25 protein-coding genes are annotated in these 21,412 nt (G+C 71.1%); 10 read left to right on the plus strand and 15 right to left on the minus strand.

Features of this window, described 5'->3' with window-relative positions; translation table 11 throughout:
* Positions 1-16: 16 nt before the first annotated feature.
* From ACFLIM_RS26785 to ACFLIM_RS26820, 8 genes are read right to left on the minus strand one after another with little or no spacing between them, the layout of a single operon-like run.
* A complete protein-coding gene (locus tag ACFLIM_RS26785) occupies positions 17-772 on the minus strand; it encodes an SGNH/GDSL hydrolase family protein (RefSeq protein WP_393169982.1) in 756 nt (251 codons plus the stop codon).
* Complete coding sequence (gene aroQ, locus ACFLIM_RS26790) at positions 769-1,203, minus strand: type II 3-dehydroquinate dehydratase (RefSeq protein ID WP_393169984.1); 435 nt, start codon at positions 1,201-1,203, stop codon at positions 769-771. Before aroQ ends, ACFLIM_RS26785 begins: the two co-directional genes overlap by 4 nt.
* A complete protein-coding gene (gene aroB / locus ACFLIM_RS26795; RefSeq protein WP_393169986.1) occupies positions 1,200-2,270 on the minus strand; it encodes a 3-dehydroquinate synthase in 1,071 nt (356 codons plus the stop codon). Before aroB ends, aroQ begins: the two co-directional genes overlap by 4 nt.
* Positions 2,267-2,767: a shikimate kinase gene (locus tag ACFLIM_RS26800; RefSeq protein WP_393169988.1), complete on the minus strand. Its 501-nt coding sequence runs from the start codon at positions 2,765-2,767 to the stop codon at positions 2,267-2,269. The genes aroB and ACFLIM_RS26800 overlap by 4 nt, the downstream gene beginning before the upstream one ends.
* Positions 2,768-2,808: 41 nt before the next feature.
* A complete protein-coding gene (aroC, locus tag ACFLIM_RS26805) occupies positions 2,809-3,990 on the minus strand; it encodes a chorismate synthase (protein ID WP_393169989.1) in 1,182 nt (393 codons plus the stop codon).
* 43 nt (positions 3,991-4,033) lie between these two features.
* Positions 4,034-4,663, minus strand: a complete 630-nt coding sequence (locus tag ACFLIM_RS26810; RefSeq protein ID WP_393169990.1) for a prepilin peptidase — start codon at positions 4,661-4,663, stop codon at positions 4,034-4,036.
* 43 nt (positions 4,664-4,706) lie between these two features.
* Positions 4,707-5,240: an SseB family protein gene (locus tag ACFLIM_RS26815; protein ID WP_393169992.1), complete on the minus strand. Its 534-nt coding sequence runs from the start codon at positions 5,238-5,240 to the stop codon at positions 4,707-4,709.
* 11 nt (positions 5,241-5,251) lie between these two features.
* Positions 5,252-6,358: a barbiturase gene (locus ACFLIM_RS26820; protein ID WP_393169994.1), complete on the minus strand. Its 1,107-nt coding sequence runs from the start codon at positions 6,356-6,358 to the stop codon at positions 5,252-5,254.
* A 132-nt stretch (positions 6,359-6,490) separates the two neighbouring features.
* Here ACFLIM_RS26820 and ACFLIM_RS26825 point away from each other — a divergent pair, with 132 nt between their 5' ends.
* The 3 genes from ACFLIM_RS26825 (at position 6,491) to ACFLIM_RS26835 (ending at position 9,551) form a co-directional block, all read left to right on the plus strand.
* A complete protein-coding gene (locus tag ACFLIM_RS26825) occupies positions 6,491-7,159 on the plus strand; it encodes an alpha/beta fold hydrolase (protein WP_393169995.1) in 669 nt (222 codons plus the stop codon).
* A gap of 116 nt (positions 7,160-7,275) precedes the next feature.
* The gene (locus tag ACFLIM_RS26830) at positions 7,276-8,433 is read left to right on the plus strand and encodes an FUSC family protein (protein ID WP_393169996.1); all 1,158 of its coding nucleotides are present in this window, start codon (positions 7,276-7,278) and stop codon (positions 8,431-8,433) included.
* A 20-nt stretch (positions 8,434-8,453) separates the two neighbouring features.
* Positions 8,454-9,551 carry an FUSC family protein gene (locus ACFLIM_RS26835; protein WP_393169998.1) on the plus strand — a complete coding sequence of 366 codons (1,098 nt, stop codon included), beginning with the start codon at positions 8,454-8,456 and terminating at the stop codon, positions 9,549-9,551.
* Between the two features lie 7 nt (positions 9,552-9,558).
* Here ACFLIM_RS26835 and ACFLIM_RS26840 read toward each other — a convergent pair whose 3' ends face one another.
* The 3 genes from ACFLIM_RS26840 to ACFLIM_RS26850 all read right to left on the minus strand — a co-directional run bounded on the left by ACFLIM_RS26840 (position 9,559) and on the right by ACFLIM_RS26850 (position 11,266).
* The gene (locus ACFLIM_RS26840; protein WP_393170000.1) at positions 9,559-9,942 is read right to left on the minus strand and encodes a type II toxin-antitoxin system death-on-curing family toxin; all 384 of its coding nucleotides are present in this window, start codon (positions 9,940-9,942) and stop codon (positions 9,559-9,561) included.
* Entirely contained in the window at positions 9,939-10,142 is a 204-nt protein-coding gene (locus ACFLIM_RS26845) for a CopG family transcriptional regulator (RefSeq protein WP_393170002.1), read from the minus strand. The genes ACFLIM_RS26840 and ACFLIM_RS26845 overlap by 4 nt, the downstream gene beginning before the upstream one ends.
* A gap of 107 nt (positions 10,143-10,249) precedes the next feature.
* Entirely contained in the window at positions 10,250-11,266 is a 1,017-nt protein-coding gene (locus tag ACFLIM_RS26850; RefSeq protein ID WP_393170004.1) for an aldo/keto reductase, read from the minus strand.
* 86 nt (positions 11,267-11,352) lie between these two features.
* On the opposite strand from ACFLIM_RS26850, the gene ACFLIM_RS26855 reads away from it, so the two are divergent.
* Positions 11,353-11,904 carry a TetR/AcrR family transcriptional regulator gene (locus tag ACFLIM_RS26855; RefSeq protein ID WP_393170006.1) on the plus strand — a complete coding sequence of 184 codons (552 nt, stop codon included), beginning with the start codon at positions 11,353-11,355 and terminating at the stop codon, positions 11,902-11,904.
* Positions 11,905-11,989: 85 nt separating this feature from the next.
* Here the strand turns inward: ACFLIM_RS26855 and ACFLIM_RS26860 are convergent, their stop codons facing one another.
* A complete protein-coding gene (locus ACFLIM_RS26860) occupies positions 11,990-13,156 on the minus strand; it encodes a pyridoxal phosphate-dependent aminotransferase (RefSeq protein WP_393170008.1) in 1,167 nt (388 codons plus the stop codon).
* Between the two features lie 25 nt (positions 13,157-13,181).
* Here ACFLIM_RS26860 and ACFLIM_RS26865 point away from each other — a divergent pair, with 25 nt between their 5' ends.
* From ACFLIM_RS26865 to ACFLIM_RS26885, 5 genes are read left to right on the plus strand one after another with little or no spacing between them, the layout of a single operon-like run.
* Complete coding sequence (locus tag ACFLIM_RS26865) at positions 13,182-14,879, plus strand: alpha/beta hydrolase (protein WP_393170010.1); 1,698 nt, start codon at positions 13,182-13,184, stop codon at positions 14,877-14,879.
* Positions 14,876-15,802, plus strand: coding sequence for a DUF418 domain-containing protein (locus ACFLIM_RS26870; RefSeq protein ID WP_393170012.1), 927 nt, complete (start codon positions 14,876-14,878; stop codon positions 15,800-15,802). Before ACFLIM_RS26865 ends, ACFLIM_RS26870 begins: the two co-directional genes overlap by 4 nt.
* Entirely contained in the window at positions 15,762-16,538 is a 777-nt protein-coding gene (locus ACFLIM_RS26875; protein ID WP_393170014.1) for a carbon-nitrogen hydrolase family protein, read from the plus strand. The genes ACFLIM_RS26870 and ACFLIM_RS26875 overlap by 41 nt, the downstream gene beginning before the upstream one ends.
* A 26-nt stretch (positions 16,539-16,564) precedes the next feature.
* Entirely contained in the window at positions 16,565-17,011 is a 447-nt protein-coding gene (locus ACFLIM_RS26880; RefSeq protein ID WP_393170016.1) for a hypothetical protein, read from the plus strand.
* A complete protein-coding gene (locus ACFLIM_RS26885) occupies positions 17,008-17,403 on the plus strand; it encodes a hypothetical protein (RefSeq protein WP_393170018.1) in 396 nt (131 codons plus the stop codon). The genes ACFLIM_RS26880 and ACFLIM_RS26885 overlap by 4 nt, the downstream gene beginning before the upstream one ends.
* An 11-nt stretch (positions 17,404-17,414) precedes the next feature.
* On the opposite strand, the gene ACFLIM_RS26890 is transcribed toward ACFLIM_RS26885, so the two are convergent.
* Together ACFLIM_RS26890 and ACFLIM_RS26895 are read right to left on the minus strand one after the other, a co-directional pair.
* The gene (locus ACFLIM_RS26890) at positions 17,415-18,902 is read right to left on the minus strand and encodes a carboxyl transferase domain-containing protein (RefSeq protein WP_393170019.1); all 1,488 of its coding nucleotides are present in this window, start codon (positions 18,900-18,902) and stop codon (positions 17,415-17,417) included.
* Between the two features lie 74 nt (positions 18,903-18,976).
* A complete protein-coding gene (locus ACFLIM_RS26895; RefSeq protein WP_393170021.1) occupies positions 18,977-20,155 on the minus strand; it encodes a CaiB/BaiF CoA transferase family protein in 1,179 nt (392 codons plus the stop codon).
* Positions 20,156-20,213: 58 nt separating this feature from the next.
* Here ACFLIM_RS26895 and ACFLIM_RS26900 point away from each other — a divergent pair, with 58 nt between their 5' ends.
* A complete protein-coding gene (locus tag ACFLIM_RS26900) occupies positions 20,214-20,762 on the plus strand; it encodes a uridine kinase family protein (RefSeq protein WP_393170023.1) in 549 nt (182 codons plus the stop codon).
* Here ACFLIM_RS26900 and ACFLIM_RS26905 read toward each other — a convergent pair.
* On the minus strand, positions 20,731-21,411 hold the full coding sequence (locus ACFLIM_RS26905) for a histidine phosphatase family protein (protein WP_393170024.1): 681 nt from the start codon (positions 21,409-21,411) through the stop codon (positions 20,731-20,733). The genes ACFLIM_RS26900 and ACFLIM_RS26905 overlap by 32 nt on opposite strands.
* Between the last annotated feature and the right edge of the window lies 1 nt (position 21,412).

Genomic DNA, 21,412 nt, shown 5'->3' on the forward strand with positions numbered 1-21,412 from the left:
ATGAAAGGGTTGGGTTTTAGGACCAGGGAGAAAGCTCTGGACGCTTGGGAGAGATCCCGTCGCCGGAGGAGGCGCCGCGGAGGCGGCGGGTGACCCAGGGCATCAGGTGTTCGCGCATCCACTGGGCGTCCTCGCGCCGGCGAACCCGGGGATCCACCGTGCGCTCCGGCCACTCCTTGCGCCAGTCCTCGAACGGCGCCCCCAGCACGTCCAGCACCCGCGCCGCCACCAGCCGGTGGCCGTCCTCGTTCATGTGCAGCCGGTCGGCACTCCACGCCCGCCAGTCGCGCAAACCCTGCATCGACCACTGGTCCACGAGCCGGCACCCATAGAGGTCGGCGATGGACCGCACGTGCAGGTAGAAGACGGCGAAGCGGCCGCGCAGCCGCCGCATCAGCGGCGTATCGCGCGGGTCCACCCCCGTGAACAGCAGCACGTCCGCGCCCCCGGCCCGCAGGTCGCGCACCGCCCGCGCGAGCTTCTTGGCCATCACGTCGGGATCGCTGCCCGGTCTGAGCAGGTCGTTGCCCCCAGCGCAGAAGCTGACCAGGTCGGGCGCCATCTCGACGGCCAGCGGCACCTGCTCGGTGACGATCTGGTCGAGCAGCTTGCCGCGAATGGCCAGGTTGGCGTAGCGGAAGGACGGGTCGTCGGCGGCGAGCCGTTCGGCCACCCGGTCCGCCCAGCCACGGTAGTGCCCGTTGGGACCGGGGTCGTTCAGTCCTTCGGTGAAACTGTCGCCGAGGGCGACGAAGGACTTGTAGTGCCTCATGAGGTGGTGTTCATCTCCGCGATAGCGTGCAGCGCAAGGACGTATGACTGTAGTCCGAACCCCGCGATGGTGCCCGTCGCCACCCCGGCCACGACGGAGGTATGGCGAAACTCTTCCCTGGCGGCGGGATTGGTGATGTGCACCTCGACGAGCGGGGCCGTGCGCTGGGAGATGGCGTCGCGCAGGGCGTAGGAGTAGTGGGTGAACGCGGCCGGGTTGAGCACGACCGGGATGCGGCCGTCGGCGGCCTCGTGCAGCCAGCCGACCAGCTCGGCCTCGTCGTCGGTCTGGCGCACCTCGACGTGGTGGCCGAGCTCCCTGCCGGTGTCGCGGCAGAGCGCCGCCAGGTCGTCGAACGCCTCCGCCCCGTAGACGTCGGGCTCGCGGGTGCCCAGCCGCCGCAGGTTGGGCCCGTTCAGGACGAGGATCATGCGGAGATCTCCTTGTAGGCGGCTTCGAGCAGCTCTTCCGCGGGGCCCTCGAGGCGGCCGGGCTTGGCCAGGGCGTCGAGTACGACGAAGCGCTGCTTGGCGCCGCGGGTTTTCTTGTCCAGGCGCATGTGGTCGCGCAGTCGCGGCCAGGCGTCGGCGCGGTAGGTGGTGGGCAGGCCGACGCTGGTGAGGATCGATCGGGTGCGTTCGACGAGGTCGGCGCGCCCGGAGAGCCTGGACAACTCGGCCGCGTAGACCATGCCGATGGCGACGGCCTCGCCGTGGCGGATGCCGTAGTGCTCGTCGCGCTCGATGGCGTGGGCGAGCGTGTGACCGTAGTTGAGGATCTCGCGCAGTCCGGCCTCGCGCAGGTCGGCGCCCACGACGTCGGCCTTGACCTGGATCTTGCGTTCGATCAGCTCGCGGGTGTGGGGGCCGTCGGGGCGGGTCGCCGCTTCCGGGTCTTCCTCGATGAGCGTGAGGATCTCCGGGTCGGCGATGAAACCGCCCTTGATGATCTCGGCCAGGCCCGCCACGTAGTCTCTTTTGGGCAGGCCGGCGAGCGTGGACAGCTCGCACAACACCCCTGCGGGCGGCAGGAACGTGCCCACGAGGTTTTTCCCCTCGGGGGTGTCGATGCCGTTCTTCCCGCCGACCGCCGCGTCGACCATGGCCAGCAGCGTCGTGGGCACGAGCACGACCTGTACGCCGCGCAGCCACGTGCCCGCCACGAACCCGGCCAGGTCGGTCGTCGCTCCCCCGCCCACGCCCACCACTGCGTCGGAACGGGTCACGCCGTGGCGGCCGAGCGCCGACCAGAGCCCGGCCGCCACCTCGATGGTCTTGGCCTGCTCGCCGTCGGGCACGGGCAGCTCGACCACCTCGTAACCGGCCTCCCGCAACGCCGCGCCCACCGGGCTGGAGATCTCCGGCAGGCTCGACGGGTGGATGACCGCGACCGTGCGCACGCCCGGCTTGAACAGCGTGCCCAGCTCGGCCAGCACACCGGTGCCGACCACCACGTCGTACGGGCTGTCACCGCGTACGGTGATCCTCGTGGCGGTCATGCGGGAAGCCCCTTGATGATCTCGTCGGCGAGCTCCTCCGGCTCGCGCTTGTCCGTCACCACGGTCAGCACGGCCAGCCGCTCGTAGACCGGCCGCCGCTCCTCCATCAGCTTCTTCAACTGGCTGCGCGGATTGAGCACGAGCAGCGGCCTGGCCGCGGCGAGCCCGACCCGCTGGACCGCGTCGGCCAACCCCACCTGCAGGTAGACGACGTGGTGGCCGGCGAGCCGGGCCTGCGTCTCCTCGTTGAGCACGGCGCCGCCGCCCAGGGACAGGACCCCGTCGTGCTCGGCCAGCGCCCTGCGCACGGCCTCGTGTTCGAGCTCGCGGAAGCGGGCCTCGCCGTCCTCGACGAAGATGTCGGCGACGGGCTTGCCCGCCACGGCCTCCACGTCGGTGTCGGTGTCGCGGAACCCGACCCCGAGCCGCTCGGCGAGCAACCGCCCGAGCGTGGTCTTACCGGACCCAGGAGGGCCGATCAGCACGACTTTCGTCATCGCTCGCGCACTACTCCTCGTTCGCCCGGCGCCACTCGTGGTCACTTGATCACCATGGATGAGAGGTAGCCGGACAGGTTGCGGGCGACTTCCTCGACGGAGTCGCCACCGAACTTCTCGAGCGCCGTGTCGGCCAGCACCAGCGCGACCATCGCCTCGGCCACGATGCCGGCCGCGGGGACCGCGCACACGTCGGAGCGCTCATGGTGGGCCTTGGCCGCCTCGCCGGTCTTGACGTCGATCGTGGCCAGCGCCCTCGGCACCGTGGAGATCGGCTTCATGGCGGCGCTGACGCGCAGGACCTCGCCGTTGGTCATGCCGCCCTCGACGCCGCCCGCGCGGTTGGTGATGCGCCTGACGCCGTCTTCTGCGGTGTATTCGATCTCGTCGTGGGCGCGGGAGCCAGGTCTGCGCGCGGTCTCGAAGCCGTCGCCGACCGCGACGCCCTTGATCGCCTGGATGCCCATGAGCGCCCCGGCCAGCCTGGAGTCGAGCCTGCGGTCCCAGTGCGTGTAGCTGCCCAGGCCGGGCGGCAGGCCGTAGGCGAGCACCTCGACGACGCCGCCGAGCGTGTCGCCGTCCTTGTGCGCGTTGTCGATCACGGCGATCATCGCGGCGCTGCCCTCGGGGTCGGAGCACCTGACCGGGTCCTCGTCGATCCTGGCCAGGTCGTTGGGGCCGGGCAGGGCCTCGGACGGGGTCCTGGCGCCGCCGATCTCGGTGACGTGGCTGATGATGTCGACGCCGAGCGCCTGCTTGAGGAAGCGCCTGGCGACCTCGCCGAGCGCCACGCGGGCCGCGGTCTCGCGGGCGCTGGCCCGGTCGAGCACCTGCCTGGCGTCGTCGAATCCGTATTTCTGCATGCCCGCCAGGTCGGCGTGCCCGGGGCGGGGGCGGGACCTGGGCGCGTTGCGGGCCAGGCCCTCCAGCTCGGCCGGGTCGACCGGGTCGGCCGCCATGACCTTCTCCCACTTGGGCCACTCCGTGTTGCCGATGCGGACGGCGACCGGGCTGCCCATCGTGCGCCCATGGCGTACGCCGCCGACGACCGTCACCTGGTCCTGCTCGAACTTCATCCGCGCGCCCCGGCCATAACCGAGCCTGCGACGGCGCAGGGCCTCGTCGATCGCGGCCGTGGTCACCTCGACTCCGGCCGGGAGGCCTTCGAGGATGGCGACGAGTTCGGGCCCGTGTGACTCTCCGGCGGTCAACCAGCGCAACATGCCTCCAAGTCTTCCACGTGCGGCCGGGTGGGACGTCCCGCGTTCACCACCCGAGAACGAGCACGCTGAGCGCCCCGAGCAGCATGAACGGCCCGAAAGGGAACTGCGTGTGCCTGGTCCCGCGCCTGGTCACCAGGAGTGCGAGGCCGTAGAGCGCGCCGAGCAGCTGACCGCAGAACGCCGCGACCACCAGCGCCTGCCACCCCAACGCCGCGCTGGCCATTCCGATGAGCCCGGCCAGCTTGACGTCCCCCAGCCCCATCGCGTGCGGCCTGACGAGCCACAACACCCCGTAGACAGCCGCCAGCACCGCCCCGCCGGCCACCGCCCGGGCCACCTCTCCAGTCGGTACGAGCGCCAGGGCCACGATCGGGTACGCCGGGAGCGTAATGGCGTCGGGCAACAGCCTGGTACGCCAGTCGACGACGGCCAGGGCCGTGCCGATCACGGCGAAGCACACGTACGGCAGCCCCACCCGCCACGCGACGAGCCCGGCCACGGCCGCTGTCAGGAGCTCCACCCACGGCGGCCAGGCGGGGGCGGGCGTGACGCCGTCGTAGGCGTCGGCGGGGTCGTCCCAGGCGTCAGCCAGCGTCCTGACGGCGTAGGCGTCGGCGAGCACCCGGATGGCGCGTCCGCAGACCAGCCCGACCAGCGCCATGAGTGCGACCACGAGCAGACCCTAATGCGGCCCGCCCCGGCGCCGACCCGTAACGTCACTTTCTGCTTCTGGAGAACCACCGTCGGCCGCGGACCGGCTCCACCCGGGCGACGGTCACGCCGGTGAGCTGCCCGATGGTGCCGGACTCGACCGCGGCCAGCGCCTCCAGCACCTCCCCCTCGATCACGAACTGCACCGGCCCAGCCACGTCCACCACGACCGCCGCCGCCTTCTCCCGCACGGCGGCCTGGCAGACCTGGAGCGTGGTGGCCTGGATCGGCCTGGCGTCGGGCCGCCATCGGACCAGCGCCTCCGTGCCGGTGAACGCGAGCACCGCCTGCCTGCCGTCCGCGCCGACGAGCTTGGGCAGCGCCATCTCGCTCTCCTTCTCCTGCCGCAGCCCGTGCTCGCCGATCTCGGACTCGGTCAGCAGCGCGACGACCGGCACCAGCAGCCTGGCGCCACTCAGGGCGTTCAGGACTTCGGCGGCATCGGCCGTGCCCGCCTGGTAGGAGGCGAGCGCGGCGGCCACCGCGGGGGCGGCACCGCCGTCGTCGTGGGGATCGAGGGGTCGCGGAATGCTCGGCACAACCTCCGAGACTACGGGATGCGCTGCTGGCCCAGGTCGGCGATGGCCGCCACCGGGCCGCCGCCGGACGGGCCCTGGTGAACGGCGGCCACCGAGACGAACACCGCCGGATCCCCCGTCACCGAGGCCGCCACCCCGCCCACGGTGGCCTTGATCTGGCGGTGCCAGTGCACGTCGGAGTCGTCCAGCATGATGTTGCGCCGCCCGCGAACCCGCCCCGACGGGTCGGCCTCGCACTTCATGAACACGTTCACCAGCCGCCCCCCGAGGTCCGACGGATGGGGCCGCTCGGGCAACGGCAGCCCGGCGTCCCTGATGGCCTCCCAGATGCCGTCGGCGTCCAGGGCGTCCTTCATGACGCTGTGGCCGATGCGGTAGCGGCCGCCGATGCCGCGTACGTTCCCCACCAGCACGATCTGCGCCCGGTCCAGCTCCACCCCGGACGAGCAGGAGGCCACCGACGAGTACAGCGACAGGTCCTTGTGGATCTGGTCGGCGCGCGGCATGTCGATCTCGCCGAGGGCCACGGCGATGCCGAGGGCGGTGGTGGAGTTGGACAGGTCCATGGAGGGGCCGGTCTCCTCGATGGCGGTGTCCTGGCCGCGGCTCTTGGCGTCGGTGATGGTGGCCAGGGTGAGCAGGGGCGTCTTCGTCTGTACGTAGTGGACGTCGCGCGGGTCGTCGATACCCGCGATCTTCATGGCCTCCCGTACGCCTGCCGCGACCTTCTCCACCATGGCGGGCCGGCCGATGTCCTCGGGGAGGATCACCTCGCTCATCGCCACGCCCACCGACAGCCGCGGCTCCTCCGAGGCGGGGGCGTCGGCCGTGGTGGCGAAGATGGTGGCGTGCGGGCTGAGCACCCCGTCGGTGCCGCCCGACCACACCAGCGGCACGCTCTCCGGCGCCGGATGCCCGTGCTGGGCCAGCACCTCCCTGAAGGCGCGGTCGGCGAGGATGCGCGTGTAGTCGTTCACGCCGCCGTTGCCCTCGGTCTTGCCGACGACGGCGAGCACCCGGTGCGCCTCGATCACCCCGTCGGCGATGAGCCGTGACAGCCCGGAGGCGTCGGTGACGCTCTCGATCGGCACTTTGCGCACTTCGATCGGATCCGGCATGCGACCCTCCTCGTTCTGTCCTCTGCCTTGACGACGCTAGCCGAGCCGATCAGCGGAGCTCAAGCTCCGGGCCCGATCGTTCGTGCGGCGGTGGTAGGGGGCGGTCGTGGAGCGGGCGGTAGGGTCGCGGATGTGATTCGCGAAGCGCACGTCAACGGGATCAAGCTGGTATATCGCGAGGAAGGCGACCCCATCTCTCCCCCGCTCCTGCTGATCCACGGCCGTACCGCCAACCACAACGACTGGAACGGCGTCACCCAGCATTTCGCCGCCCGGTACCACGTGTTCGCCCTCGACCTGCGGGGGCACGGGGCCAGCGACTATCCGGGCGAATACCTGCTGCCCGAGATGGCCGCGGACGTCGTCGCGCTGCTCGACCACCTGGGCCTCGAACGGGCCTCGCTGGTCGGGCACTCGCTCGGCGGCGCGGTCGCCTATCACCTGGCCATGAACCATCCCGACCGCGTCGAGCGGCTCGTGCTCGAAGACCCGCTGCCGCCTTACCCGATCGAAGGGCGTGGGCCTGTCATGGAGGACGGCTCGCCCGGGTTCGACTGGCGGATGATGCACGACACCGAGCGGCAGATCGTGCGCCCCGACCCGGCGTGGCAGGAAGGGCTGGCGAAGGTCACGGCGCCGACGCTGGTGCTGGCGGGCGGGGAGCTGAGCCAGTTCGAGGCTGGGGACGTGGCCGCCATGATCCCGGGGGCGGAGCTGGTCACGATAGAGGTCGGGCACCTGATCCACATGAACGCCCGCGACCGGTTCCTGCGCGCGGTCGACGCTTTCCTGAACGGCTGACCGGAGCCGGCTGAGCGGCATCTCATCGTGCTGTAACCCCGGTGTCACGTGCCCACGTCAGGGTAGGTGGCGTGGTTGACATGCACGTACAGCAGCGTCTGAGCAGACTCAGGCTGATGGCCCCGTCGATCGTTCAGTGCGCGGCCGCGGCCGCGCTCGCCTGGCTCGTGGCCAAGGATCTGCTCGGCCACGGCCGCCCGTTCTTCGCGCCCATCGCGGTGGTGGTCTGCATCGGCGTGGGGCTCGGCCAGCGGTTCCGGCGGGTGGTCGAGCTGGTCGTGGGCGTCAGCGTGGGCATCGGCGTCGGCGACCTGCTGGTCTCGTGGATCGGCTCGGGTGCCTGGCAGCTCGCGCTGGTGGTCGCGCTGGCGATGGCCGCCGCGGTGCTGCTCGACAGCGGCTCGCTGATCGTGCTCCAGGCCGGGTCCTCGGCCGTGCTCGTCGCGACCCTCCTGCCGCCGTCCGGCACCGGCGGGCTGGACAGGATGCTCGACGCCCTGGTCGGCGGCCTCTTGGGGCTGGCCGCGGTCGCCCTGTTGCCCGCCAGCCCGTCCGCGCTCGCGACGAGGCACGCGACGGGGATGTTCGGCGCGCTGGCCGACGCGCTGCGGCGGATCGCGGAGGCCATCGACAAGTCCGACTCGGCCCTGGCGGCCGAGGCGCTGGGGGCCGTGCGGGGCACCCAGACGAGCGTGGAGGAGTTCAGGCAGGCGCTGGAGACCAGCAGGGAGATCGCCACCATCTCGCCTCTGCACCGGCACCGCCGCACCAGATTGGAGGGGTACGAGAAGGCGGCCGTGCCACTCGATCACGCGCTCAGAAACGCCAGGGTGCTGGCCAGACGCGCCACGGTGGCACTCGACGGCTCCAGCCCGCTGCCGCCCTGGCTGCCCGGGGCGCTGCGCGAGCTGGCCGACGCGACCCTGCTGCTGCGTGAGGAGCTGGCCACGGGCGCCTCTCCTGAGAAGTCCAGCCTGGCGATCCTGTCGGTGGCGTCGCGGCAGGGTGCGGAGCGATGGGGGTTCTCAGCGGACGTGATGATCGCGCAGCTCCGTTCGATCATCGTGGACCTCCTCCAGGCCACCGGCACCGAACGCGAGGAAGCCGTGGCCGCCCTCCCATCCCTGGACTTTCCCGCCACGGCAGACGTGCCTCCGGACGAGGAGGGCGCAGCGGACGTGAAGGCGCCCTCTGGAGAAGGGGACTCGACTGGGGCGGCCCTGCGACCTGGAGAAAAGCACTTAGCCGGGGCAAACGTGACCCCAATGTCATAAAGATCCGACATGGTGGAAAGGTGCGAACCAGGCTCAGCGATCACGTAAGGGAACGGCTGGGCACGTTCGGCCTGATGGCGCCCTCCATCGCGCAGTGCGCGGTCGGCGCCGCACTGGCCTGGATCATCGCCATCGACGTGCTCGGCCATCCCCGGCCGTTCTTCGCGCCGATCTCCGTGCTCATCTGCGTGGGCGTCGGCCTGGGACAACGGCTGCGCAGGGTGGGCGAGCTGGTGATCGGCGTCAGCCTCGGGCTGGGCATCGGCGACCTGCTGGTGTCCTGGATCGGCTCGGGCGGCTGGCAACTCGCGCTCGTGGTGGCGCTGGCGATGACCGTGGCGGTGCTGCTGAACAGCGGGGCGCTGTTCGTCGCGCAGGCCGGGTCGTCGGCCGTGCTGGTGGCCACCCTGGTGCCGGGCGAAGGCGCCGGGGGCCTGGACCGGATGGCCGACGCGCTAACCGGAGGCGTCATCGGGATCGCAGCGGTCGCGTTACTGCCCGCCAGCCCGTTCGCGATCGCGGCCAAGCACCTGTCCGGGGTGCTCGACGCGCTGTCCACCGTGCTGGAGCAGGCGGCCGCGGCCATCGAGAAACGGGACGTGGACCTGGCCGCCGAGGCCCTGGAGGAGGCCCGTACGACTCAGGCGGCCGTGGAGGAGTTCGAGGCCGCGCTGGAGACCAGCAGGGAGATCACCATGATCTCACCGCTGCACTGGCACCGGCGGGCCCGCCTGGCCCGCTACGAGACGGCCGCCGTGCCGGTGGACCTGGCGCTGCGGAACGCACGGGTGCTGAGCAGGCGCACGCTGGCCGCACTGGGAGAGGCCACCCCTCCGCCCGCCGCGCTGGCCGAGGCGATGCGAGAGGTCTCGGAGGCGGCGCTGCTGCTGCAACTGGAGCTGGGAGCCGGACGGGAGCCGACGCTGGCGCGGCAGGCGCTGCTCGCGGTGGCGGCCCGGGAACGACCTCAGGGGCTGGGGTTCTCAGCGCACGTCATCATCGCGCAGTTGCGTTCCGTGGTCGTCGATCTCCTCCAGGCCACCGGGATGGAAAACTCGGACGCGACCGCCGCGCTGACGCCGCTGGAGGAGCCCAGCGACGAGAGCAGACATGCCTGAGCACAGGTCAAGCGTTTGATGTGAACGTGCGCAGGACGTCGGCGATCTCGTTCACCTCGGTGATCTTGCCGGCGGCGACGGCGACGACGAGGTCATAGGCGGCATCATCATCGACCGGATCGAGCTCGATCCCGTTCTTCGCCAGAAAGACATAGGTCGTCAGCCAGCCCGCCCGTTTGTTGCCATCGACAAGAGGGTGATTGGTGACGACCGAGTGAAGCAGGGCCGCTGCCTTCACGAGGAGATCAGGATAGGCGTCCTGACCGAACAAGGACGTCTGCGGCCGCAGGAGCGCGGCCTCGAGCAGCCCGAGATCGCGCACTTGGATGGGACCGCCCACGGCCGCGCGGGCGATGCGTAGCCCCTGCTCAAGGGTGACATAACGGGTCACTCGCCGAGCCTCCGCAACAGGTCGGCGAAGCGCTGGGCGCCCTTCTCCGCGAGCACGTCGGTGACCTCGTCGTCGGAGACGTGCTCGATGTAGTAGTCGATCGCATGGAGAGCGACCTGCTGCATGCTGCGTCCTTCGAGCTCGGCGCGCTTGCGGAGGGCCTCGGTCTGCTCGTCACTCAAGCGAAGGGTCATAGCCATACCCCTCATCGTAGGCAAAGCCCGGTATCACCGCGATACCACGACGTTGTGTTTACCATTCATTACGCTGCGTCGGCACGGGCGCGAGAAGCGATGCCCCGGGCCGGTCAGCGGGGGACGAGGTGGAAGAAGGAGCCGTCCGCCGGGGCGAGGTCCAGGTGGGAGATCTCGTCCAGCCGGGCCATCGCCTCCTCGGGCAGGTCGAGCTCGAACGCCGCCAGGTTCTCGCGCAGTTGCTCCACCGAACGCGGGCCGATCAGGATCGAGGTCACCCCAGGCCGTCGCGCCACCCACGCCAGCGCCACCTCGGCCGGCGTGGCGTCCAGCTCCGCGGCGACCTTGACGAGTTCCTCGGCGATGTCCAGGTTGCGGTCGTTCAGCAGGGATCGGGCCCACCGGTTCGCGCCGGGGAGGGAGTGGCCGAGCAGCCTGCCCATCCGGCTGTCCGGGTCGGGAGTCTCGCCGTGCTTGTAGCGGCCGGTCAGTACGCCCCCGCCGAGCGTCCCGTACACGACCGTGCCGATCCCGTGCCGTTCGCAGGTCGGCCGGATCTCCGCCTCGATCACTCGCTGGACCAGCGAATACTGCGGCTGCAGGCTCACGAACGGGGTGCCGCCCACGCGCGCCGCCGCCCACTGCGACTCGACGAGCTGCGTCGCGGTGAAGTTGGAGCAGCCGAGGTAGCGGACCTTGCCCGCGCGTACGAACCCGTCGAGCGTGGCCATGACCTCCTCGATCGGCGTCGCGGGGTCCCACTGGTGGCACTGGTAGAGGTCGATGTAGTCGGTGCCGAGCCGGCGCAGGCTGGCGTCGAGGGCCCGGGTGAGGTGCCGCCGCGACAGGCCGCGCCCCTCGGTGCCCACCGGCATGGCGCCCTTGGTGGCCAGTACGACCCACTCGCGCCTGCCCTTCAGCGCCCGGCCGACGATCTCCTCGGTCTCGCCCCGGTGATACAGGTCGGCGGTGTCGATGAAGTTGCCGCCGGCGTCGAGGAACGCGTCGATGATCCGGCCCGCCTCGGCCTCGTCGCTGGCGGCCAGGCCGTACTCGGTGCCGAAGTTCATGGTGCCCAGGCAGGCCCGGGAGACGCGCAGGCCGGAACGGCCCAGGTTCAGGTAGTCCATGGAGCATCCCCTAGAATCGGAATGTGTGTTCCGCTTGGACGATACGGAACACTCGTTCCGGTTGTCAATGGGAAGGGGCTACCTCGATGCGTGCCGATGCGCAACGCAACCGTGCCCGCGTGCTGGAGGCCGCCGAGGTGGTGCTGGCCAGGGACGGCCTGTCCGCGTCGATGCGCGAGATCGCCGAGCTGGCCGGGGTCGGCGTGGGTACGATCTACCGCCAGTTCCCCACCAAGGAGGCCCTTTACCAGGCGATCGTCGTGGACCGGATGCAACGGCTGGCCGAACGGGCCGGCGAACTGGCCGCGGCCGCCGATCCCGGGGTCGCGTTCTTCGACTACTTCACCACGATCGTGGAGGACTCGACCGTGAAGAAGGTCCTCGTCGACGCGCTGGCCGCCGCCGGGATCGACGCCAAGGCGGGGGCTCCCGACATCAAGGGGCCGATCGAGGGGCTGCTGGTGCGGGCGCAGGGGGCGGGGGCGGTTCGGGGGGATGTGGGGATGGAGGAACTGCTGGCGCTGCTCAGCGCGACGTGTCTGGCGGCGCAGCACAACAACTGGAACGCCGACCTTCGCACGCGCACCCTCACCGTCGTCTTCGACGGCCTTCGGCCGGGGGCCGCGGGCGCTCGGTGACCGCGTTGGACGGGGCCGGCGGCTCGCAGGTCGCCCGGCCGGGCACCGTGCATGCCACGCGGGGGTGGCGGACGAGGGGCGCCCGTTAGGAAGACAGGCGTTTGAGTCTGGTTACCGCCTCGTCGATGACCTCGTCCTTCTTGCAGAAGGCGAACCTGACGAAATGCCTCCCCCGTTCCGCGTGGTCATAGAAGACCTGGGTCGGGATGGCCACCACCCCGGCCAGGTCCGGGAGGCGGCGGGTGAGGTCCAGGCCGTCCGAGAAGCCCAGCGGGCGGATGTCCGTCTGCACGAAGTACGTCCCCGAGGGCCTGAGCACGTCGAAGCCGGCCGCCGCCAGCCCCTCCATCAGCCGGTCCCGTTTGTCCTGCAGGCCCGCGCGCAGCGCCGACACCCACTCCAGCTCCTGGCGCAGCCCGTACGCCACCGCGAGCTGCCACGGCGCGGCGGCCGTGAACGTGAGGAACTGCTTGACCGTCTGCACCGCCGCGACCAGGGCGGGAGGGGCGCACACCCAGCCCGTCTTCCAGCCCGTGACCGAGAACGTCTTGCCCGCCGAGGAGATCATCACCGTGCGCTCGCGCATGCCGGGGAACGTGGCCAGCGGGATGTGCTCGACCCCGTCGAACGTCAGGTGCTCGTACACCTCGTCCGTCACAGCCGTCAGCCCGTGCTCCTGGCACAGCTCCGCGATGACGGCCAGCTCGGCCCGGGTGAAGACCGTTCCTGTGGGGTTGTGCGGGGAGTTGACCAGGATGATCCGGGTGCGGGGGGTGATGGCGGCGCGCAGCTCGGCCGGGTCGAAGGTGAAGCGGCCCTCCACCGGGCGCATCGTCACGGCCACCAGCCGGGCCTGGGCCAGGGCGATCGAGGCGGCGTAGGAGTCGTAGTACGGCTCGAACGCGATCACCTCGTCCCCCGGCTCGCACAGCGCGAGCATGGCCGCCGCGACGGCCTCCGTGGCCCCCACCGTCACCAGGATCTCGCCCGCCGGGTCGTACGAGAGGCCGTAGTGCGCCGCCCGATGGTCCGAGACCGCCTGGCGCAGCTCCAGCACCCCCGGTCCCGGCGGGTACTGGTTGGCTCCCGCGGCGATCGCCTGGACCGCGCGGTCGAGCATCGCCGCCGGCCCGTCGGTATCGGGGAAACCCTGGCCAAGATTGATCGATCCGGTCTGTACGGCGAGTGCGCTCATCTCCGCGAAAATCGTCGTCCCGAAGTCGCGCATCCTGGTAACAAGTGGTTCCGTCACGGCTCCACACTATTAGTCTCGTCCCGTGATCACTCGGGTCGTGCTCGCCCTCGCCCTGACCGTGCCCCCCTTCACCACCTCGGCCGCGGCCGGGCCGGGCCCGTGCCCGGTCGCCATGCCCGCCCGTACGACCTGCGGTTTTCTGGTCGTCCCCGAGCGCAGGGACGCCCCCGAGCGGAAGATCAAGGTCGGGTACGCCGTCCACGCCTCGACCGCCAAGGACCGCAAGCCGGATCCCGTCGTCTACATGAGCGGCGGGCCCGGGTCGGCTTCGATGCAGCTCACCGGGTTCCTGAGCCAGATGTTCCCCGATCGTGACGTGGTGACCGTCGAGCAGCGCGGCAGCAAGTACTCCCAGCCGGCACTGGGGTGCCCCGAGACAGCGCAGGCGCTGCTCGGACAGCTGCGCGAGCCGGTCGCCGACGTGGCCGCGGCGGCTGCGCGGTGCCGGGACCGGTTGCGGGAGCAGGGCGTCGACCTGCGGGGATACAACACCAAGGAGATCGCGGCCGATGTGGTCGCGTTACGGCAGGAGCTCGGGTACGCGTCGTGGAACCTGTTCGGCGTCAGCTACTCCACCAGGGTCATGATGGACGTGGCCGCAAGCGACCCGACAGGGGTGCGGTCGGTGGTGCTGGACTCGTTCCTGCCCGAGAGCGTCAACTGGTACGACGACTTCGACCCGAACCTGGCCGGCACGATGGCGACCCTCGGCGTCAAGGACCGGTTCGAGGACATGATCGCCCGGCTGAACAAGTCCCCCGCCCGGGTGCCCGCGACCGATCCGCTGCTCGGCAGGCAGTTCACGGCGCGGCTGACGGGCGACGCGGTGGCCACGATCATGGCGGAGGCGCTGCAGGACTCCCAGGTGGCCGCGGTGGCGCCCGCGATGGTCACCGCGCTGGCGGAGGGGCATGACGAGCTGCTGCGGCCGCTGGTGGACGCCGTGGGCGAGGGCCTGGTGACGCACGAGCTGGGGCTGTATCACGCGGTCCAGTGCCAGGACGAGGTCCCGTCATCCACCACGAAATCCCGACTTTTCACCATAAATGGGGATAAAGCGGTGTGTGCCGCCTGGCAACTCCCCAAGGCCCAACCCGTCAGCTCCACCACCCAAGCCCCCGTGTACGTCCTGGGCGGCCAGTACGACCCCACAACCCCCATCAGGACCGCCAAGCCCGCGGCGCAAGCACTGCCGAACGCCCGCTTCGAGGAGTTCGCCCGCACCGCCCACGCCGTCTTCCTCGCGAACCCCTGCTCCAGACGCAAAATCGTGGACTTCATCGCAAACCCGGTCACGAAATCGACCTCCCCCTGCCCGGACGACGCCATCGCCGAGCCGCCGGACCTGCACGTGACCGCGGCGCCGTACCAGATCTCCCAGTCCCCCTGGCTGGCCGCCCCCTTCGCCCTGTACGCCCTGGCGTCCCTGATCCAGCTCGTCACGGCGGCGCTCAAGGGCAGGGTGGCGGCGGCCTTCGGCGGGCTGACCGGCGTGGCGTTCGCCGGCCTGATCATCCAGTCCGTCTACGCCCTGGCCGGCACGAACGAGACCGCCCTGGCGGTCGGCCTCCCGGACACGACCGCCGGCTACACCTGGATCGCGGCGGCCTCGGCCGTACTGACCGCCGCGGCGCTGCTCCGCCACCGCGGATGGCCGCAAATCACGGCAACGGTCATCAGCGCCGGATTCCTCATATGGTGGTGCACCTGGCTCCTTTGACGCGCATCCGTGAACTCGACGCTCTCCGCGGCTTCGCGGTGGGCGGCATCATGCTGGTCAATACCTGGCAGCACACCACCAAGGACTCGCGTACCGGGATCGACTGGACGATCGAGGCGCTGTTCCAGAGCCGGTTCTACCCGATCTTCTCACTGCTGTTCGGCATCAGCTTCATGTTGTTCCTGCGCGGCAACAGCCGCTGGGCATTGCTGAGCAGGTTGTTCTGGTTGTTCGGCCTCGGGCTGATCCAGCACGCGTTCTACGAGGGCGAGGTGCTGACCGACTACGCGTTCTACGGGGCGGTGGTGCTGCTGCCCGCCTCGTTCCTGCCCGGCGGCCTGCCGGTGTTGTTCCTGGGGCTGGCGGCGATCGGGTGGGCGCTGCTGCCGCAGGTGGGCGGGGGGCCGATGCTGATCCCCGGCCTGTTCCTGGTCGGCATGGGGTTGTGGCGGCTGCAGCCGCCGCGGTGGCTGCTGCGGCCGGCGTTCGCGGTCGCCGCGCTGGCCACCGCGCTGCTGACCGCGGCCTGGGACGACACCAACGACTGGACCGTCTACAGCGTGGCCGCGCTGGCGGGCGCGGCGGCATATTCGCTGGGCCTGCTGCTCGTCCTGCGGCCGTGGTTGTCGGCGGTGCTGGAGCCGCTGGGCAGGATGGCGCTGACCAACTACATCACCGGCACCGCGGTGATCGTCCTGACCGTGCCGCTGCTGGACCGCGACCCGACCCGCTGGTCGGTGATCGCGCTGGCGCTCGCGACACTGGTCGTGCAGGTGCTGGGCAGCAGGTGGTGGCTGGCCAGGTTCAGGTACGGCCCGCTCGAGTGGATTTGGCGGTGCCTGACCTGGTTTCGACGGGTGCCGAACCGGTTAGAGTCGGGCCGTGACCAGAATCGCCCTCTGCCAGATCCCGGTGTCTCCTGACCCCTCGACAAACCTCAAGAGGGCCACGGAGGCGCTCGCCAGAGCCGAAGGGGCCGACCTCGCGATCTTCCCCGAGGCCACGCTCACCCGCTACGGCCGGCGCATCACGGGCCTGGCCGAGCCGCTGGACGGGCCGTTCGTGTCCGGCCTGGCCGAGGCCGCCAGGCGGCACGGGCTGTCGGTGATCGCCGGGGTGTTCGAGCCGGGGGAGGGCAGCGTGCACAACACGGCCGTGGCCCTCGACGCCCAGGGCGAGGTGCAGGCGGCGTACCGGAAGATCCACCTGTTCGACTCGTTCGGCGCGAAGGAATCCGACCTGGTCGCGCCCGGCGCCGAGCCCACCGTCGTGGAACTGGCCGGGCTCAGGGTCGGGCTGGTCACCTGCTACGACATCCGCTTCCCCGAGCTGACCCGGGCGCTGGTCGACCGGGGCGCGGAGCTGTTCGCGGTGATCGCGGCCTGGGGCTCCGGGCCGCTCAAGGAGGACCACTGGGTCACCCTGGTCAGGGCGCGGGCGCTGGAGAACACCATGTGGACCGCGGCCGTCGGCCAGGCGCCCAACCCGGCCGAGTCCTCCGACGGGTTCGGCGTGGGCCGCAGCATGCTGGTCGATCCGCTGGGCGTGGTGCGCGCCGACCTCGGCACCGGGCCGGGCGTGCAGGTCGTGGAAGTGGATCACGAATGGACCGCCACGGCCAGGGCCACCCTGCCGTCCCTTGAACATCGGGTCCTCTAGCGGTCAACAGATCGTAAAGTAGAACAGTGAGCGGAACGCAGATGCAGAAGGTCGTCCCGCCGCGGCTGCTCGTGCCATACCTGTCGGGCAAGCGCACGGTCATCTCCGGCTACGTCTACCGCGCGCAGGACTGCGTCAGGCTGACCACGCCGGAGTCCCTCTACTACGGGCTCGACCTGTCGTTCGAGGGGTCCGAGCTGTTCGCGGAGGTGCCCGAGCTGTACGTCATGCGCTGGCATGCCCGCGACGTCGACACCTACGCGGTGCCGTACGGGCCGCACATGGGGGGTGACTGGAGCGACGCGCCGCCGTTCGCCGGCAACGGGTTCACGACCTCGTCGGACCACGTGGTGCCGCAGTTCCACACCGTTCCGATGCCGATCCCGGCCGGGGCGAAGATCGTGCACCTCACCGACGACGGGGAGCGGGCCTTCGCCGACTACGACGGGCTGACCTGGCGGCCCTCCGCATGAGCGAGGAGATCGCGCCGGTCGCCTCCGGCTTCGTGGCCCGCTTCGGCGAACGTACCCTTCCCGCCGCGCTCGGGCCCGACAACGACCAGGTGGTGCTGTTCAGCGAGGTGGAGCTGGCGGGGTTCGAGGCGGCCGCGGGCTACTGGCGGCGGGTGGTGCCCAGGTCGGAGGTGGAGTGGCTGGTGCTGATCCGCACGGTGGGGGCGTTCGGGGGCGAGCCGTGCATCGTGCTCGACGAGGACGACGACGGGCTGCACATCGCGTACACGGGGCACAGCGGGATGAAGGCGGAGGCGCTGGGCTACTGGATGGTGGACCACGGCGCCTACGAGGTCGTGGTGCCCCGCGAGGAGGTCTTCTCGATCCGCGTCGAACGCATCCCGGTCCCCTAGAGTCACCCGCCTTAGACGCCGAGGTTTCGAAAGCGGGCCTGGCGGGCCGCGAACCGGTCCGCCGGGCTCACCTCCAGCAGCCCCGCGATCTCGTATTCCAGCGCCCGCCCCACCCGCTCGCAGAACTGCCTGGGCTCGTAGGCGGCGTCGGGCAGCTCCGGGATCACCCGGTCCACGATGCCGTCGTGGCGCAGGTCGGTGGCCCGGATGTGCTGCGCCTGGGCGATCTCGGGAGCGAAGTCGACCGACCTGTACAGGATGGCGGAGGCGCCCTCCGGCGGCAGCGGCGACAACCAGGCGTGCTGCGCGCACAACACCCGGTCGGCGGGCAGCAGCGCCAGCGCGGCGCCACCGGCGCCCTCGCCGAGCAGCAGGCAGACGGTCGGCGCGTCGAGCATGACCAGCTCGGCCAGGCAACGCGCGATCTCGGCGGCCAGCCCGCCCTCCTCGGCCGCCTTCGACAGATCCGCCCCGGCCGTGTCGATCACGGTGATCAGGGGCAGGCCGAGCTCGGCGGCCAGCCGCATGCCGCGCCTGGCCACCCTGAGCCCGGCCGGGCCGAGCGGCGAGTTGGCGCGCTGGAGCCGCCGGTCCTGGCCGAGCACGACCGCGGGCGCGGTGCCGAACGTGGCCAGCGCGAGCAGCAGCCCCGGCTCGTTCTCGCCCTCCCCGGTGCCGCTGAGCGGGGTCACGTCGGTGGCGGCGAGCTTGAGCAGCGTACGTACGCCCGGCCGGTCGTCGCGGCGCGAGCGGGTGATCGCCTCCCACGCCTCCACGGGCCGCAGATCCTCCTCGGGCGGCGTGCCCGCGACGATGCCGGACCTGTCGGCGGCGAGCACGGTCAGCGCCCTGACGGCGACCTCCCGCAGCTCCTCGGCCGGCACCACGGCGTCGAGCAGGCCCTTGCGGTGCAGGTTCTCCGACACCTGCACGCCCTCCGGGAACCGGTAACCGTGCAACGACTCGAACACCCGCGGCCCCAGGAACCCGATCAGCGCCCCCGGTTCGGCCGCCGTGACGTGCCCCAGCGACCCCCACGACGCGAACACCCCGCCCGTCGTCGGATGCCGCAGGTAGACCAGGTAGGGCAGGCCGACGGCCCGGTGCGCCTGGATCGCGGCGGTGATCTTCACCATCTGGACGAACGCCAGCGCGCCCTCCTGCATCCGCGTGCCGCCCGAGGCGGGCGCGGCCAGCAGCGGCAGCCGCTCACGGGTCGCCCGCTCGACCGCGGCCACGAACCGCTCGGCCGCCGCCACCCCGATCGAGCCCGCCATGAACGAGAACTCGGTCGCCACGATGGCCACCCTGCGGCCGCCGAGCAGCCCTTCGCCGGTGATGAGCGCCTCGTCGTAGCCGGACTTGACGCGGGCCGCGGCCAGCTCGTCCGCGTAGGAGGAGCCTGGCCGCGCCGGGTCGGCGGGCGGCGCGTCCCACGATTTCCACGACCCCCTGTCGAGGACCGTTTCGATCAGTGTGCGCGCGTCCGGACGGCTCACTATCGCTCCCTAGATGTCGGCCGACGTTGCAATGTTGACGCACGAACGCCGCGCCCGGTGCCACGAAATGCGGATCATCTCTCGCGCTCTTCGAGCCAGGCGAGCACGGCGTCGCCGTCCTGGCCGAGCATGGGCGGCGCGGTGTGCTCCACCCCGGTCAGCCCATCGAAGCGCAGCGGCGGCCCCGGCAGCTCGATCTTCCCGAGCACCGGGTGCTCCACCTCGATCACCAGCCCCTGCGACCGGGTCTGGTCCCAGGTGTAGACCTCGTCGAGCGTCCTGATCGCGCCCGCGGGCACGCCGGCCTCAGCCAGCCTGGCCAGCCAGTGGGCGCGGTCGTGGGCGGCCAGGGCCTTCTCCATGTCGGCGATCAGCTCGTCGCGGTGCGCGAACCGATCCCTGTTCGTCGCATATTTCGCCTCACTGGGGTCGATGTCGAGCAACACGGCGACCTTCCGCCACTGGCCCTCGTTCGCCGCGGCGATCTGCAGCATGCCGTCGGCGCAGCGGAAGGCGCCGTAGGGGGCGATGGAGGCGTGGTGGTTGCCGTTCGCGACGGGCACCTTGCCGCCGACCGTCCAGGCGGTGCCGTGGTAGGAGTGCACGCCGGTGATGGCGGCGAGCAGTGACGTGCGTACGACCCGGCCCTTGCCGGTCCGCTCGCGCTCGTAGAGTGCGCTCGCAACACCGTAGGCGCCGTGGATGCCGGCCAGCAGGTCGGCGATGGACGCGCCGACGCGGTAGGGCTCGTCGGGCGAGGGACCGGTCAGCGACATCAGGCCCGCCTCGCCCTGCGCGATCTGGTCGTAGCCGGGGCGTCCCCCCTCCGGGCCGTCGTGGCCGAAGCCGGTGATGGACAGGATGACGAGACGCGGGTTGAGCTCGTGCAGGCGCTCGACGGGGAAGCCGAGGCGGTCGAGCACGCCGGTGCGGAAGTTCTCGATGAGGACGTCGCTCTGGCGTACGAAGCGCTCGATGAGCTGTTTGCCCTCGGTGGACTTCAGATCGACGGCGATGGACTGCTTGTTGCGGTTGGCCGCCAGGAAATATGTGGAAATGTCGTGATCCGGCCCGACGAACGGCGGTCCCCAGCCGCGCGACTCGTCACCCCCGTCCGGATGTTCCACCTTGATCACCCGTGCACCCAGGTCGCCGAGCAGCTGCGCGGCGTGCGGCCCGGCCAGGGCCCTGGACAGGTCGAGCACAACGATGTCCTTGAGGGGTCCGAGCAAGATCCAACCTCCTACTTGCATTCGGGGCGAAAGAACATTCTCTCAGTTGCCCACCCTCCGTCATCTACCCTGGGTCCACATGAATTCGCTGGCCGCCCGCATCAGGAGCCTCCGGCCTTCGTGCGGCCCCGTCCGGGTGGTGGCGGTGGACGGGCCGGCGGGGGCGGGCAAGACGACGTTCGCGGGGCGGCTGGCGGGGCTTCTGGCCTGCCAGGTGATCCACAGCGACGACTTCCCCGTGCCGTGGGACGAGGGTCCCGGCGGCTGGTTCCACGCGCTCGAATCGCAGGTGCTGCGCCCCCTCCAGCGCGGCCTGCCCGGGAGTTTCCGCAGGTACGACTGGGTACGCGGCGAATACGCCGACCACGTGACCGTGCCGCCCGAGCAGGTCCTCATCATCGAGGGCGTCGGCACGGCGCGCGCCTCGGTGGCCGAGCTGCTGGCGTTCACCGTCTGGGTGGAGGCCCCTGAGCCGCTGCGCCTCCAACGGGTTCTGGAACGCGACGGCCCCGAGCTCGCGCCCAGGTGGCGGGCGTGGTTCGCGGCCGAGCGGGCGTGGTTCGCCGAGGACCGCACCAGGGGCCGGGCCGACCTGGTCATCGTGGGCCGAGATGGGCCGTGTCGTTGAACCGTACGAGCTCGAACGGGCCGCCGTCGGTCCGCCACATGGACACGGACCCGTTCAGCACCGGCGCGAACTCCAGCACGGCCGCCAGGTCCGCGTCATCGCTGCCGGCGATGACGTGCCGCAGCGCCAGCACCACCGAGTCGTGGGCGACGATCAGCACCCGCCGCCCGTCCACCCGTCCGCTCAGGGCCGCCAGGAAGTCCCTGAGCCTGGCCGCGACGTCGCCCAGGGACTCGCCGCCGGGCGGCCTGAAGGCGTAGGCGCCCTCGGCCTCCCGGCGCGCCAGCTCCCCGGGGAACCGCTCCCTGATCGCGGCCAGGTTGTAAGGCGCGAACTCCCCGGCCTCCTGATCCCTGAGCCGATCGTCCACGGTGACGGGCAGCGGGCCGATCCCCCAGGCGTCCTGCGCGAGCCGCCACGTGTCGAGCGCGCGCAGGTAGGGCGAGCACCACACCAGCTCGGGCACCTCGCCGGCGGGCAGTGCCGCCAGCAGCCGCCCGAGCGCCGCCGCCTGCGTCCTGCCCAGCTCCGTCAGCGTCACCTCGTGGTCGCCCCGCTGGTAGATCAGCGGCGTCGTGCCGGCCTGCTGGTGGGCGAGGTTCGCCTCGCTCTCTCCGTGTCGTACGGCGGTGATCCGCGATGGTCCCATG

The sequence above is a fragment of the Nonomuraea marmarensis genome (genome assembly GCF_043197025.1).
GTDB classification, from domain to species: Bacteria; Actinomycetota; Actinomycetes; order Streptosporangiales; family Streptosporangiaceae; genus Nonomuraea; species Nonomuraea marmarensis.